Origin of the sequence: Pseudomonas entomophila L48 (genome assembly GCF_000026105.1) — a bacterium.
In the GTDB taxonomy this organism is placed as follows: domain Bacteria; phylum Pseudomonadota; class Gammaproteobacteria; order Pseudomonadales; family Pseudomonadaceae; genus Aquipseudomonas; species Aquipseudomonas entomophila.
The window spans coordinates 5,747,739-5,761,071 of the sequence record NC_008027.1 but is presented as its reverse complement, the minus strand read 5'-3'; the positions used below and the strand labels follow the sequence as shown (position 1 = coordinate 5,761,071).

Annotated in this window: 13 protein-coding genes and 1 pseudogene; 6 read left to right on the top strand and 8 right to left on the bottom strand. The window is 64.3% G+C overall.

Annotated elements, in window-relative coordinates; genetic code table 11:
- The first annotated feature begins 45 nt into the window (after positions 1-45).
- Entirely contained in the window at positions 46-1,584 is a 1,539-nt protein-coding gene (locus PSEEN_RS25160; protein ID WP_011536406.1) for an APC family permease, read from the top strand.
- Between the two features lie 109 nt (positions 1,585-1,693).
- On the opposite strand, the gene gmk is transcribed toward PSEEN_RS25160, so the two are convergent.
- Both gmk and PSEEN_RS25150 read right to left on the bottom strand, forming a co-directional pair.
- Positions 1,694-2,314 carry a guanylate kinase gene (gene gmk / locus PSEEN_RS25155; RefSeq protein WP_011536405.1) on the bottom strand — a complete coding sequence of 207 codons (621 nt, stop codon included), beginning with the start codon at positions 2,312-2,314 and terminating at the stop codon, positions 1,694-1,696.
- Between the two features lie 13 nt (positions 2,315-2,327).
- On the bottom strand, positions 2,328-3,191 hold the full coding sequence (locus tag PSEEN_RS25150; RefSeq protein ID WP_011536404.1) for a YicC/YloC family endoribonuclease: 864 nt from the start codon (positions 3,189-3,191) through the stop codon (positions 2,328-2,330).
- A 229-nt stretch (positions 3,192-3,420) separates the two neighbouring features.
- On the opposite strand from PSEEN_RS25150, the gene rph reads away from it, so the two are divergent.
- Complete coding sequence (rph, locus tag PSEEN_RS25145) at positions 3,421-4,143, top strand: ribonuclease PH (RefSeq protein ID WP_011536403.1); 723 nt, start codon at positions 3,421-3,423, stop codon at positions 4,141-4,143.
- A gap of 133 nt (positions 4,144-4,276) precedes the next feature.
- Here rph and PSEEN_RS25140 read toward each other — a convergent pair whose 3' ends face one another.
- Positions 4,277-5,056, bottom strand: a complete 780-nt coding sequence (locus tag PSEEN_RS25140) for an exodeoxyribonuclease III (protein WP_011536402.1) — start codon at positions 5,054-5,056, stop codon at positions 4,277-4,279.
- A gap of 80 nt (positions 5,057-5,136) precedes the next feature.
- On the opposite strand from PSEEN_RS25140, the gene pyrE reads away from it, so the two are divergent.
- Positions 5,137-5,778 carry an orotate phosphoribosyltransferase gene (gene pyrE, locus PSEEN_RS25135; protein WP_011536401.1) on the top strand — a complete coding sequence of 214 codons (642 nt, stop codon included), beginning with the start codon at positions 5,137-5,139 and terminating at the stop codon, positions 5,776-5,778.
- A gap of 124 nt (positions 5,779-5,902) precedes the next feature.
- Here pyrE and argB read toward each other — a convergent pair whose 3' ends face one another.
- From argB to coaBC, 4 genes and pseudogenes are all read right to left on the bottom strand, one after another.
- Positions 5,903-6,808, bottom strand: coding sequence for an acetylglutamate kinase (gene argB, locus PSEEN_RS25130; protein WP_011536400.1), 906 nt, complete (start codon positions 6,806-6,808; stop codon positions 5,903-5,905).
- Positions 6,809-6,838: 30 nt separating this feature from the next.
- Positions 6,839-8,212, bottom strand: a pseudogene (locus PSEEN_RS25125) (phosphomannomutase/phosphoglucomutase); the annotation flags it as partial.
- Between the two features lie 133 nt (positions 8,213-8,345).
- Entirely contained in the window at positions 8,346-8,801 is a 456-nt protein-coding gene (gene dut, locus PSEEN_RS25120; RefSeq protein ID WP_011536398.1) for a dUTP diphosphatase, read from the bottom strand.
- Positions 8,802-8,806: 5 nt separating this feature from the next.
- Positions 8,807-10,018 (bottom strand): bifunctional phosphopantothenoylcysteine decarboxylase/phosphopantothenate--cysteine ligase CoaBC, encoded by a 1,212-nt coding sequence (gene coaBC / locus PSEEN_RS25115; RefSeq protein ID WP_011536397.1) that lies wholly within the window; start codon positions 10,016-10,018, stop codon positions 8,807-8,809.
- A gap of 127 nt (positions 10,019-10,145) precedes the next feature.
- On the opposite strand from coaBC, the gene radC reads away from it, so the two are divergent.
- Positions 10,146-10,826: a RadC family protein gene (gene radC / locus PSEEN_RS25110; RefSeq protein ID WP_011536396.1), complete on the top strand. Its 681-nt coding sequence runs from the start codon at positions 10,146-10,148 to the stop codon at positions 10,824-10,826.
- A gap of 48 nt (positions 10,827-10,874) precedes the next feature.
- Here the strand turns inward: radC and PSEEN_RS25105 are convergent, their stop codons facing one another.
- On the bottom strand, positions 10,875-12,464 hold the full coding sequence (locus tag PSEEN_RS25105) for an ABC transporter substrate-binding protein (protein ID WP_011536395.1): 1,590 nt from the start codon (positions 12,462-12,464) through the stop codon (positions 10,875-10,877).
- A gap of 372 nt (positions 12,465-12,836) precedes the next feature.
- On the opposite strand from PSEEN_RS25105, the gene rpmB reads away from it, so the two are divergent.
- On the top strand, positions 12,837-13,073 hold the full coding sequence (rpmB, locus tag PSEEN_RS25100; protein ID WP_008091535.1) for a 50S ribosomal protein L28: 237 nt from the start codon (positions 12,837-12,839) through the stop codon (positions 13,071-13,073).
- An 11-nt stretch (positions 13,074-13,084) separates the two neighbouring features.
- The gene (gene rpmG, locus PSEEN_RS25095) at positions 13,085-13,240 is read left to right on the top strand and encodes a 50S ribosomal protein L33 (protein WP_003253507.1); all 156 of its coding nucleotides are present in this window, start codon (positions 13,085-13,087) and stop codon (positions 13,238-13,240) included.
- Positions 13,241-13,333 lie beyond the last annotated feature (93 nt).

Genomic DNA, 13,333 nt, shown 5'->3' with positions numbered 1-13,333 from the left:
ACGGCGGGCCTGTGAGAACAATTCCAATAGTTACGGCACAGACTCATGAACGAATACACAGAAGCCGGCCGCCCACCCGACGCGACCGACTCGGGCAGCACCCAGCGTGGCAAGGGCCTGGCCAAAGGCCGGCTCGGCCTGCTGGCCAGCGTGGTGCTGGGCATTTCCACCATCGCCCCGGTCTATACCCTGACCGGCGCGCTCGGCCCGACCGTGCGCGAGGTCGGCGCACACCTGCCGGCGGTGTTCATCGTCGGCTTCCTGCCGATGCTGCTGGTCGCCCTCGGCTACCGCGAGCTGAACTCGGCGGAGCCTGACAGCGGCACGTCCTTCACCTGGTCAGCCCGCGCCTTCGGCCCGATGATCGGCTGGATCGGCGGCTGGGGATTGGTGGTCGCCACCACCATCGTGCTGTCCAACCTCGCGGGGGTGGCGGTCGACTTCTTCTACCTGTTCATCGCCCAGATCACCGGCAACCAGGAGCTGGCAGCCCTGGCGGACAACTTGTTGATCAACGTTGTCACCTGTTGCGTGTTCATCGCCCTGGCGGTGTGGATCTGTTGTCGGGGCATGGCCACCACCATGACCGTGCAGTACGGGCTGGTGGCGTTGCAGTTGCTGGTGCTGATCGGCTTCGCTTTCGCCGCCTTCAGCGAGACCACGGCGCCGCCGCCGCTGGCGTTCGATCTGGCCTGGTTCAACCCGTTCGGCGTCGAGTCGTTCTCGGCGTTTGCCGCGGGCCTTTCGCTGTCGATCTTCATCTTCTGGGGCTGGGACGTGTGCCTGACCGTCAGCGAAGAGTCGGTCGGCAGTGAGGAGGTGCCGGGCAAGGCCGCCACCTGGACCGTGCTGCTGATTCTTGGGTTGTACCTGCTCACCGCCATCGCCACCCTGCAATTTGCCGGGATCAGCGAGGATGGCTTGGGCCTGAACAACCCGCGTATCCAGGAGAACGTCTTTGCCCACCTGGCCGGGCCGGTCATGGGGCCACTGGCGATCCTGATGTCGATCGCGGTGCTGGCCAGTACTGCAGCGTCGCTGCAATCGACCTTTGTGTCGCCTGCGCGCACCTTGCTGGCCATGGGTTACTACGGTGCCGTGCCGCAGCGCTTCGCCAAGGTCTGCCCGCGTTCGCAGACCCCGCGCTATGCGACCATCTGCGCCGGTGTCGCCGCAGGCCTGTTCTACGTGACCATGCGCACCCTGAGCGAGAACGTGCTGGCCGATACCATCACTGCCCTGGGCATGATGATCTGCTTCTACTACTCGCTGACCGCGTTCGCCTGCGTGTGGTACTTCCGCCACAGCCTGTTCGACAGCCTGCGCCACTTCTTCATGCGCGGCGCGTGCCCGCTGGTGGGTGGGGTGATCCTGTCGGTGATCTTCGTGCGCACGGCCATCGACAGCGCTTCGCCGGACTTTGGCAGCGGCTCGCATGTGGGTGGGCTGGGGCTGGTGTTCGTGATCGCGGCGATCATCTCGGCGCTGGGGATCGTGCTGATGATGCTCTCGCGCCTGCGGGCGCCGGCGTATTTCCTGGGGGCTACCCTGCGTCAGCAGGCGACCTTGCAGCTGCAGGAATGAAGAATGGGGCTGCTTTGCAGCCCTTCGCCGCGGTTCGTCGCCACGACAAGCCGGCTCCTACAGGTTTGGCGTCGCGCCCGTAGGAGCCGGCTTGCCGGCGAATGCACGTTCAGCCGACCAGCTGTTCCAGCAGCGCCCCATGGCGCTGTTGCTGTTTCTTCAGCAGCAGGCGATTGGCCTTGAACACGGCTTTCAACTCGTCCAGCGCCACGCCGAAGTCATCGTTGATGATGACGTAGTCATACTCGTCATAGTGCACCATCTCGCTGACCGCTTCCTTCATGCGCCCGGCGATGATCTCCTCGCTGTCCTGGCCACGGCCATCAAGACGCTGGCGCAGGGCCTCCTGGCTCGGTGGCAGGATGAACACTGACACCGCCTCGGGCATCAGCTTGCGCACCTGCTGGGCGCCTTGCCAGTCGATTTCCAGGATCAGGTCGTAGCCCTGGTCGAGGGTTTCCTGCAGGGCGCTGCGCGAAGTGCCGTAGAAGTTGCCGAATACTTCGGCATGCTCCAGGAAGTCGCCCTTGGCGATCAGTGCCTTGAACTCTTCATGGATGACGAAGTGATAGTTCACGCCGTGCTCTTCGCCCGGGCGCATGGCGCGGGTGGTGTGCGAGACCGAAACGCGAACGTGCTGGTCGTCCTTGATCAGCGCCGTGACCAGGCTGGTCTTGCCGGCGCCGGAGGGGGCGGAAACGATGTAGAGGGTGCCGCTGCTGTGATTCATGGTAGGGGTGGCCTTACTCGATGTTCTGTACTTGTTCACGCATCTGTTCGATCAGCACCTTCAGGTTGACCGCCGCTTGCGTGCTGCGCGGGTCGAAGGCCTTGGAACCCAGGGTGTTGGCTTCGCGGTTGAGTTCCTGCATCAGGAAGTCCAGGCGCCGGCCGGCGGCGCCGCCGGACTTGAGCACCCGGCGCACCTCGGTGACGTGGGTGCTGAGGCGGTCCAGCTCTTCGGCGACATCGCTCTTCTGGGCCAGCAGCACCATCTCCTGCTCCAGGCGCTGCGGGTCGAGCTCGGCCTTCATGTCGCCGAAGCGGTCGAGGATCTTCTGCCGTTGCACGGCGAGCATCTGCGGCACCAGGGTGCGCAGGGTCGCGACCTCGGTGGCCATGCTGTCCAGGCGCTCGTTGATCAGGCGGGCCAGCTCGACGCCTTCGCGTTGACGACCTGCCTTGAGCTCGGTCAGGGCTTCGTCGAACAGGGCGATGGCTTCGGCGTTGAGTGCCTGGGGGTCGGTGGCATCCGCCACCAGCACGCCTGGCCAGGCCAGCACTTCCAGCGGGTTGAGCGGGGCTGGCTGCTTGATCAGGCTGGCCACGGTCTCGGCGGCGGCGACCAGTTGCGCGGCGCGCTCGCGGTCGACCTGCAGCGGTTTGCCGGTGCTGTCCTCGTTCAGGCGCAGGGTGCACTCGACCTTGCCGCGCGACAGCCCTTGGCGCAGGCCTTCACGCACCGCGCCCTCAAGGTCGCGCAGCGCTTCGGGCAGGCGCAGGTGGGGTTCGAGATAACGGTGGTTGACCGAGCGGAGCTCCCAGACCAGGGTGCCTTGGCTGCCAGCGCGCTCGACACGAGCAAAAGCGGTCATGCTATGCACCATGGGGAGTACCTCGCGTAATTCGGGTGAACGGGGGAAGCCTTCCGGCTGCAAGGCGCAGGATTGTAGCGCAGTGCGGCCCGGGCGCCCAATCCAGCCATGCTACAGGTGCGCCGGGGTGGCGACGGGAAAAGTCGACAAGCTGCCCGGGGCGCGACGATAGGCGTGTCTTCGCCGGGCGTGGCGCCCTATAATGCTCGGCAGATTCAAAGTCCCGGTACAGGTATCCCAGATGAAACGTCCAAGTGGTCGCGCCGCCGATCAGCTCCGCTCGATCCGCATCACCCGCAACTACACCAAGCACGCCGAGGGGTCGGTACTGGTCGAGTTCGGTGACACCAAGGTCATCTGCACGGTCAGCGTCGAAAATGGTGTTCCCCGCTTCCTCAAAGGCCAGGGCCAAGGCTGGCTGACCGCCGAGTACGGCATGCTGCCGCGCTCCACTGGCGAGCGTAACCAGCGCGAGGCCAGCCGTGGCAAGCAAGGCGGCCGCACCCTCGAGATCCAGCGCCTGATCGGCCGCTCCCTGCGCGCCGCGCTGGACATGAGCAAGCTGGGTGACATCACGCTGTACGTTGACTGCGACGTGATCCAGGCCGACGGCGGTACCCGCACCGCGTCGATCACCGGCGCCATGGTCGCCCTGTGCGACGCCCTGGCGGTGATCAAGAAGCGCGGCGGTCTCAAGGGCGGCAACCCGCTCAAGCACATGATCGCCGCAGTGTCGGTGGGCATGTACCAGGGTGAGGCTGTGCTTGACCTCGATTACCTCGAAGACTCCGCCGCCGAGACCGACCTGAACGTGGTCATGACCAGCGCCGGTGGCTTCATCGAAGTGCAGGGCACCGCCGAAGGCGCGCCGTTCCAGCCTGAGGACTTCAACGCCATGCTGGCGCTGGCGCAGAAGGGCATGGGCGAGATCTTCGAACTGCAGCAGGCTGCGTTGGCTGACTGATACGTTCGTCAAATGACATCGGGGCCGCTTCGCGGCCCTTCGCCGGCAAGGCCGGCTCCTACAGTGTGTACGGCACAAATCCTGTAGGAGCCGGCCTTGCCGGCGAAGGGACGCAAAGCGGCCCCGATGCGTTTTAGATGGTCAGCGTCCAGTCGTAGTCCACGATCAGCGGCGCATGGCGCGAGAAGCGTGGCTGGCGCGGCAGGCGGGCGTTGCGCACGAAGCGGCGCAGGCCTGGGGTGAGGATCTGGTAGTCGAACCGGTAACCCAGGTTGAGCATTTCTGCCTGCTCGTTGTCCGGCCACCAGCTGTACTGGTCGCCTTCGCGGCTGACTTCGCGCAGGGCGTCGACATAGCCCATGTCGCCGGTGATGGCGTCCATCCAGGCGCGTTCCGGCGGCAGGAAGCCGACCGACTGCTGGCTGTCGCGCCAGTTCTTGATGTCGAGCTTCTGCTGCGCTACGTAGAACGAGCCGCAATAGATGTATTCGCGACGCTTGCGACGCTGCTTGTCCAGGTACTTGGCGAAGTCGTCCATCAACTTGAATTTCTGGTTCAAGTCATCGTCGCCGTTCATGCCCGAAGGCAGCAGCAGGGTGGCAATACTGACTTTGTCGAAGTCTGCCTGCAGGTAACGCCCGTAGCGGTCGGCTGTCTCGAAGCCCAGGCCGGTGATGACTGCCTTGGGCTGCATGCGCGAGTACAGTGCCACGCCACCTTGGGTGGGCACCTCCGCGTCGCAGGCGTAAAGGAAATAGCCATCGAGCTGGAAAGCTGGGTCGTCGAGTTCAAAGGCCGAGGCGCGGGTATCCTGAAGGCAGATGACGTCGGCATTCTGGGCTTGCAACCAGCTGAGCAATCCACGCTCGGCCGCAGCCTGAATGCCATTTACGTTCACACTGATGATCCGCATAAATGGCCCCAAAAATCTCGTGCGTGTATGATACCCGAGCTCAACACATTTAGCTAAATCCGTGGTGTCCGGGACCTTTCATGCAGCCGTATCAGCGCGACTTCATCCGTTTTGCCATCGATCGCGGCGTTCTGCGCTTCGGTGAATTCACCCTGAAATCGGGGCGTACCAGCCCGTATTTCTTCAATGCCGGCCTGTTCAACACAGGTTCCGCGCTTGCCCAACTGGGGCGTTGCTACGCGGCGGCCATCGTCGACAGCAAGATCCCGTTCGACGTGCTGTTCGGCCCTGCGTACAAAGGCATCCCGCTGGCTGCGGCCACGGCGGTGGCCCTGGCCGAGCAGCATCAGCTCGACGTGCCATGGTGCTTCAACCGCAAGGAAGCCAAGGACCACGGTGAAGGCGGCAGCCTGGTCGGCGCGCCGCTGGCCGGTGACGTGCTGATCATCGACGACGTGATCACCGCAGGCACCGCCATCCGCGAAGTGATGCAGATCATCAACGCCCAGCAGGCCAAGGCTGCCGGCGTGCTGATCGCGCTGAACCGCGAAGAGCGCGGCAATGGCGAGCTGTCGGCGATCCAGGAAGTCGAGCGCGACTTCGGCATCCCGGTGGTCAGCATCGTGTCGCTGACTCAGGTGCTGGAGTTCCTGGCGGACGATCCGCAGCTCAAGCAGCACCTGCCGGCGGTCGAGGCGTATCGCGCGCAGTACGGGATCTGATTCCGGCTCGGCAATGAAAAAGGCGACCCAAGTGGTCGCCTTTTTCATTGTCGTTTCGGGCCTCTTCGCCGGCAAGCCGGCTCCTACAAGAGCCGGCTGCTGGCGAAGAGGCCCGAAAGGTCGATCAGTGCCGCTTGCGGTTGGTGATCAAGGTGCCCACGCCGCTGTCGGTGAAGATTTCCAGCAACACGGCGTTGGGTACGCGGCCGTCGATGATGTGCGAGCTGTTCACGCCACCCTGGACCGCGTCCAATGCGCACTTGATCTTCGGCAGCATGCCGCCGTAGATGGTGCCGTCGGCGATCAGCTCGTTGACCTGCTCGGTGGTCAGGCCGGTCAGCACCTGGCCTTGCTTGTCCATCAGGCCGGCGATGTTGGTCAGCAGCATCAGCTTCTCGGCTTTCAGCGCCTCGGCCACCTTGCCAGCCACCAGGTCGGCGTTGATGTTGTACGACTCGCCGTTGGCGCCCACGCCGATCGGCGCGATCACCGGGATGAAATCACCCTTGACCAGCATGTTCAGCAGGTCGGTGTTCACGCTTACCACTTCGCCCACGTGGCCAATGTCGATGATCTCCGGGGTGGTCATCTCCGGGGTCTGGCGGGTGACGGTGAGCTTGCGGGCGCGGATCAGCTCCGCATCCTTGCCGGTCAGGCCGATGGCGCTGCCGCCGTGGCGGTTGATCAGGTTGACGATATCCTTGTTGACCTGGCCGCCCAGGACCATCTCCACCACGTCCATGGTCGCCGCGTCAGTGACGCGCATGCCGTCGATGAAGTGGCTCTCGATCGACAGGCGCTTGAGCAGGTCGCCGATCTGCGGGCCGCCACCGTGCACGACCACCGGGTTGATGCCCACGGCCTTCATCAGCACGATGTCACGGGCGAAGCCGGTCTTGAGCTCCTCGCTCTCCATCGCGTTGCCGCCGTACTTGATCACCAGGGTCTTGCCGACGAAACGGCGGATGTAAGGCAGTGCTTCGGACAAAACCTCGGCTACATGGGAAGCGGCATCGCGATCGAGGGTCATGCAGGGCTCCAGGTAAGGAACGGATAGTCGTCAGAACGGCAGTTGCAGGTCTGGTTGGACTCGCAGCAACTGCGTGCGGAATACAGCCTTGATTCGGTCGAGTTCTGCCGCGCTGTCGGCCTCGAAGCGCAGCACCAGCACCGGTGTGGTGTTGGAGGCGCGGACCAGGCCCCAGCCGTGTGGGTAGTCGACCCGCACACCGTCGATGGTGGTCAGGTTGGCCACGCCCCAGTCGGCGTCGCGTTGCAGTGCATCAATGATGCTGAATTTACCCTCGTCGGTCACATCAATGTTGATTTCCGGCGTGGAAATATCATTGGGGAAGGCGGCGAACAGGGTTTCGGCGTCCTGGCCGGCCTTGCTGAGGATCTCCAGCAGGCGCGCGGCACTGTAGATACCGTCGTCGAAACCGTACCAGCGTTCCTTGATGAAGATGTGCCCGCTCATCTCGCCGGCCAGCAACGAGCCGGTCTGCTTCATCTTCTTCTTGATCAACGAATGGCCGGTCTTCCACATTAGCGCGCGGCCGCCGTGCTGCTCGATCAGCGGGGTGAGGCGGCGGGTGCATTTCACGTCGAAGATGATCTCGGCGCCAGGGTTGCGCGACAGCACGTCCTGGGCGAACAGCATCAGCAGGCGGTCGGGGTAGACGATGCTGCCAGTGTTGGTCACCACGCCCACGCGGTCGCCGTCGCCGTCGAAGGCCAGGCCGATATCGGCGCCGGTTTCCTTCACCTTGGCGATCAGGTCTTCCAGGTTCTCGGGCTTGCCCGGGTCCGGATGGTGGTTGGGGAAGTGGCCGTCGACCTCGCAGAACAGCGGGATCACGTCGCAGCCCAGGGCTTCGATCAGCTGCGGGGCGACCACGCCGGCGGCGCCGTTGCCACAGTCGACCACCACCTTCAGGCGCTTGGCCAACTTCACGTCGCTGTTGATCTGCTGGAAGTAGCGGTCGAGGATCTCGACCTTCTGCACCCGGCCTTCGCCGCGGGTCAGGTCGTTGGTCTTCAGGCGCGTCAGCAGGGCCTGGATCTGTTCGTTGGCCAGGGTGTCGCCGGCGATGACGATCTTGAAACCGTTGTAGTCAGACGGGTTGTGGCTGCCGGTGAGCATCACCCCCGACTTGCCGGCCAGCACGTTGGCGGCGTAGTACAGCGCTGGCGTCGGTACCAGGCCGACGTCGCTGACCTGGCAACCGGCGTCGGCCAGGCCCTTGATCAGTTGCTCGACCAGCATCGGGCCGGACAGGCGGCCGTCGCGGCCCACCGAGATCTGCGGCTCGCCCTGGGCGAGGGTCTGGGCGCCGATGGCGCGGCCGATCCAGTAGGCGGTTTCGGCGTGCAGGTTCTTGCCGACCACGCCACGGATGTCATAGGCGCGGAAGATGCTGTCGGGTAGTGCGGGTACCAGGTGGGCCATGTCGTTCATCTCTGGGGCTCCGTAGGTCAAGGGCTTCTGGGTAGGCACAAACTGAACGCTTGGACGGTGTATTCACCAGAGAGTTCGCCATCCATGGCGTGAACGGTCTGCTACGGGCTCAGCGGGTGCCGGAGTGGCCGAAGCCGCCGGTGCCGCGCTGGGTCTCGTCGAACTGCTCGACGATGTCGAAGTGCGCCTGCACCACCGGCACCAGGATCAGCTGCGCGATGCGCTCGCCGATGGTGATGGTGAACGGGGTGTTGCCGCGGTTCCAGCAGGAGACCATCAGCTCGCCCTGGTAATCCGAGTCGATCAGGCCGACCAGGTTGCCCAGCACGACGCCGTGCTTATGGCCCAGGCCCGAGCGCGGCAGGATCATGGCTGCCAGGCCCGGGTCGCCGATGTACACCGACAGGCCGGTGGGGATCAGCAGGGTCTGGCCCGGCTCGAGGACGGTGTCCTCCTTGAGCAGGGCACGCAGGTCCAGGCCGGCGGAGCCGGGGGTGGCGTACTGCGGCAGGGGGAATTCGGTGCCCAGGCGTGGGTCGAGGATCTTGGCTTGAAGAGCGTGCATGTAACTTATTGAACCTGGTTGAGCCGTTCGGCGATGAAGGCAACCAGCTGGCGGGCGATCTTGCCCTTGCTGGTCTGCGCGAAGAGGGTCTGGTGCTGCTGGCGGTCGATCACGGTCAGGGCGTTCTCCTCGCTGTTGAAGCCGATGCTGGGGTTGGCCACATCATTGGCGACGATCAGGTCGAGGTTCTTGTCCTTGAGCTTGCGCGTGGCGTAGTCGAGCAGGTGCTCGGTCTCGGCAGCGAAGCCCACGCTGAACGGGCGATCAGGCCGGCCGGCAATGGTCGCAAGGATATCGGGATTGCGCACCATCTGCAGCAGCATGCCGTCGCCTGTGGTGGGATCTTTCTTAAGCTTCTGTGGGGCGACGACTTCCGGACGGTAGTCCGCTACCGCTGCTGAGGCGATGAACAGGTCGCAGGGCATGGCCGCCTCGCAGGCCGCGAGCATGTCTCGCGCGCTGACCACGTCGATGCGGTTGACCCGGTCGGGGGTCGGCAGGTGCACCGGGCCGGTGACGAGGGTCACCCGGGCCCCGGCTTCGGCGGCGGCCTCGGCCAGGGCGAAGCCCATCTTCCCTGAACTATGGTTGGTGATGTAGCGCACCGGGTCGATGTTTTCCTGCGTCGGGCCTGCGGTGATCAGCACGTGCTTGCCGGTCAGGGCCTCGCGCTTGAAGCTCTCGGCGGCGCACCAGGCGAGATCCGTGGCCTCGAGCATGCGGCCCAGGCCCACGTCGCCACAGGCCTGGCTGCCGGAGGCCGGGCCGAACACCTGGATGCCACGGCGCTTGAGCAGGTCGAGGTTGTCTTGTGTCGCCGGGTCGCGCCACATGGCCTGGTTCATGGCCGGGGCGACGGCCACGGTGGCGTCGGTGGCCAGCACCAGGGTGGTCAGCAGGTCGTCGGCCATGCCCTGGGCCATGCGCGCCAGCAGGTCGGCGGTGGCCGGGGCAATCAGCACCAGGTCGGCCCACTTGGCCAGCTCGATATGGCCCATGGCCGCTTCGGCGGCGGGGTCGAGCAGGTCCAGGTGCACCGGGTGGCCGGACAGCGCCTGCAGCGTGAGCGGGGTGATGAACTCGGCGCCACCCCGGGTCATGACCACGCGCACCTGCGCGCCGTGTTCCAGGAGTCGGCGAATCAGCTCGGCGCTCTTGTAGGCGGCGATGCCGCCACCGACGCCGAGAACGATGCGCTTGCGATACAACCGCTGCATAGGCCTTGCCTTATTCCAGTGAAAGCGGGCGGCGACGACAGCTGCCTGCGGCAGATCGTCGCATTTTCGAAGCGAACTAGATTAACACAGCGCCCAAAAGGGCCGTAGTGGCAGGCGAGGAGGGGGGATGAACATCAGGGAATGGCCGGTGGAAGAGCGGCCGCGGGAGAAGTTGTTGAATCGCGGGGCGGGCAGTCTTTCCGATGCGGAGTTGCTGGCGGTGTTTCTTGGTTCGGGGGTGAAAGGGCGCAACGTGCTGGAGCTGGCACGTGGGCTGTTGGTGAAGTTTGGCGGGTTGCGGCAGGTGCTTGAGGCGGATCGGCAGGCGTTCCTTGGTGAGCTGGGGCTCGGGCCGGTCAGGTACAGCCAGTTGCAGGCCTTGCTGGAAATCGGGCGCCGGAACCTGGCGATGTCCATCGAGCGAGAGTCGGTCATGGACAACCCGTTGGCTGTGCGGCGCTACCTGAAGGCAATGCTGAGGCATGAGGCTAGCGAAGTGTTCGGCTGCCTGTTTCTGGACACTAAACACAGGCCTTTGGCGTTCGAGATCCTTTTCCGCGGCACAATCGACCGGGCAAGCATCTATCCAAGAGAGGTGGTGCGGCGGGCATTGCTGCATAACGCGGCGGCCCTAATCCTCTGTCACAACCACCCGTCGGGCAATTGCGAGCCGAGTCAGGACGATGTGCATCTGACGCTGATGCTCAAGCGCTCGCTGGCGTTGATCGATGTGCGGGTTGTGGACCATGTCATCGTCGGCGATGGCGAGCCGCTGTCGATGATTGAGCATGGGTGGTTGGCGGGTTAGTTTGCTGGATGCCTTGCTGGCCCCTTCGCCGGCCCTGCCACCCAGGTTTCAGCGACTCACCGAAACCTTGCTGAAATCCTGCCGCCCAAACGGGCTCACCTGATAACCCTCGACCCCTTGGCGCAGCAGCGCCGCCGCCGTCGGGTGCGCCAGCGGCAGCCACAGTGCCTGCTGCTGGATCAGCGTCTGCGCCTGCTGGTACAGCCGGCTGCGCACGCTCTGGTCGTTGGTGGTGCGGCCGGCGTTGATCAGCTGGTCCAGGCGGTTGTCGCAGAACCGCGCGAAGTTGGTCCCGGACTTGACCGCCGCGCAGGCAAACTGCGGGCTGAGGAAGTTGTCCGGGTCGCCATTGTCGCCGGCCCAGCCCATGAACAGCAGGTCATGCTCGCCGGCCTTGGCGCGGCGGATCAGCTCGCCCCACTCGATGGTGCGGATCTCGGCCTTGATGCCAACCTTCGCCAGGTCCGCCTGGAGCATCTGCGCCCCCAGGCTGGGGTTGGGGTTGAGCAGGCTGCCTGCCGGGCGGGTCCAGATGGTGGTTTCAAAACCGTTGGGCAAACCGACCTTGGCCAGCAGCGCCTTGGCTTTCTTCGGGTCCTGGGTGTAGCCGGGCAGGTCCTTGGCGTAGCTCCAGGTGTTCGGCGGATACGGGCCGTTGGCGGCGGTGGCGGTGTCCTCGAATACCGCCTTGAGGTAGGCGGGCTTGTCGAAGGCGAGGTTGATTGCCTGGCGCACCTCGGGCTTGTCCAGCGGCGGGTGCTGGCTGTTGATGGCGACGAAGGCGGTCATGAACGCCGGCGTCGTGAGTACCTTCAGATTGCCGTCCTTGCCAGCCTCGGCGACGTCCAGTGGCTTGGGCGACAGGGCGACCTGGCACTCGCCGCGCTTGATCTTCTGCAGGCGCACGTTGGCGTCCGGGGTAATGGCGAAGACCAGCGGGTCGACGGACGGCTTGCCGGCGAAGTAGTCGGGGTTGGCGCGGTAGCGCACCACGGCGTCCTTCTGGAAACGCTGGAAGACGAACGGGCCGGTGCCCACCGGCTGGCTGTTGAGTTTTTCCGGAGTGCCGGCCTTGAGCAGGGTATCGGCGTATTCAGCGGAATAGATCGAGGCGAAGCCCATGCTCAGGGTGGCCAGGAAGGTGGCGTCCGGGTGGGTGAGGGTGAAGCGCACGGTGTGCGGCTCGGGGGCCTCGATCAGCTTGATCAGGCTGCCCAGCTGCAACGACTGGGCATGCGGGTAGCCGCCTGGGGCGGTCTTGTGCCAGGCGTGGGCCGGGTAGAGCATGCGCTGGAAGCTGAACAGCACGTCGTCGGCATCCAGGTCGCGGCTCGGCTTGAAGTACGGCGTGGTGTGGAACTTCACGTCCGGACGCAGCTTGAAGTCGTAGATCAGGCCGTCCGGCGACACCTTCCAGCTTTCGGCCAGGCTCGGTACCACCTTGCCAAGCCCTGCGTCGAACTCGACCAGGCGGTTCATCAGCACGTCGGCCGAGGCGTTGGTGGTGGTGAGCGAGTTGTACTGCACCACATCGAAACCTTCGGGGCTGGCTTCGGTGCACACCGACAACGGCGCGGCCTGGGCCAAGCCTGCGGCGCACAGGGTGGTGAACAGGAGGGAGAGAGCGGCGGCACGCATGGTGACTCCTTGGCTGGTCGATGTCCCATCTGCCGGTGCAGTCTGGAAAACTCAGGAAATGTCCTACCCTAGTGTGGGCAGGGGCAAATGACCACACCCTTTCGTATTAATTCGGCGACGGGCGGTCGACAGCTCGCCGCCCCAGTCGGTATGCTGCCCCGGCGCGCTCGGCCCGACCAGAATACTCATCTTCTGTTGTTGTGGCGGAGTCTTTCTGGTATAAAGCAGCGCTCTTTTCTAGGGGCTCGGTCTGTCGCGAAAGCGCACACGGCTGATAAGACCCCCGGGAACACGGCGCCTTGGCGCCATTGACTGAGAGATTAAGCGGCCAACCCATGCCGGGTTGGGCATGTGGTTTTAGAGGGCTGAGGCATGTCGAGAGTCTGTCAAGTTACTGGTAAGGGTCCAGTAACCGGGAACAACATTTCCCACGCAAACAACAAAACCCGTCGTCGTTTCCTGCCAAACCTGCAGCACCACCGTTTCTGGGTTGAATCCGAGAATCGTTTCGTGCGTCTGCGCGTTTCCGCCAAAGGCATGCGTATCATCGACAAGCGCGGCATCGATGCCGTTCTGGTCGACATCCGTCGTGCTGGCGCCAAGGTTTAAGGGAGAACATCATGCGTGAATTGATCCGTCTGGTATCGAGTGCTGGCACTGGCCACTTCTACACCACCGACAAGAACAAGCGCACCACGCCGGACAAGATCGAGATCAAGAAGTACGATCCGGTCGTCCGCAAGCACGTGGTCTACAAGGAAGCCAAGATCAAGTAATTGATCGGCAACCTGTGAAAAAACCCGCAACCGCAAGGTGGCGGGTTTTTTTATGTCTACGAATTGGCAGGCGCGGGGCAAACCCGCTCCCAC

What these genes read in the sequence shown, in the direction of transcription:
- pyrE (WP_011536401.1), top strand. Translation starts at nt 5,137, where the DNA reads ATGCAGCCGTATCAGCGCGACTTCATCCGTTTTGCCATCGATCGCGGC.
- radC (WP_011536396.1), top strand. Translation starts at nt 10,146, where the DNA reads ATGAACATCAGGGAATGGCCGGTGGAAGAGCGGCCGCGGGAGAAGTTG.
- rph (WP_011536403.1), top strand. Translation starts at nt 3,421, where the DNA reads ATGAAACGTCCAAGTGGTCGCGCCGCCGATCAGCTCCGCTCGATCCGC.
- rpmB (WP_008091535.1), top strand. Translation starts at nt 12,837, where the DNA reads ATGTCGAGAGTCTGTCAAGTTACTGGTAAGGGTCCAGTAACCGGGAAC.
- PSEEN_RS25160 (WP_011536406.1), top strand. Translation starts at nt 46, where the DNA reads ATGAACGAATACACAGAAGCCGGCCGCCCACCCGACGCGACCGACTCG.
- PSEEN_RS25105 (WP_011536395.1), bottom strand. Translation starts at nt 12,464, where the DNA reads ATGCGTGCCGCCGCTCTCTCCCTCCTGTTCACCACCCTGTGCGCCGCA.
- rpmG (WP_003253507.1), top strand. Translation starts at nt 13,085, where the DNA reads ATGCGTGAATTGATCCGTCTGGTATCGAGTGCTGGCACTGGCCACTTC.
- gmk (WP_011536405.1), bottom strand. Translation starts at nt 2,314, where the DNA reads ATGAATCACAGCAGCGGCACCCTCTACATCGTTTCCGCCCCCTCCGGC.
- coaBC (WP_011536397.1), bottom strand. Translation starts at nt 10,018, where the DNA reads ATGCAGCGGTTGTATCGCAAGCGCATCGTTCTCGGCGTCGGTGGCGGC.
- dut (WP_011536398.1), bottom strand. Translation starts at nt 8,801, where the DNA reads ATGCACGCTCTTCAAGCCAAGATCCTCGACCCACGCCTGGGCACCGAA.
- argB (WP_011536400.1), bottom strand. Translation starts at nt 6,808, where the DNA reads ATGACCCTCGATCGCGATGCCGCTTCCCATGTAGCCGAGGTTTTGTCC.
- PSEEN_RS25140 (WP_011536402.1), bottom strand. Translation starts at nt 5,056, where the DNA reads ATGCGGATCATCAGTGTGAACGTAAATGGCATTCAGGCTGCGGCCGAG.
- PSEEN_RS25150 (WP_011536404.1), bottom strand. Translation starts at nt 3,191, where the DNA reads ATGGTGCATAGCATGACCGCTTTTGCTCGTGTCGAGCGCGCTGGCAGC.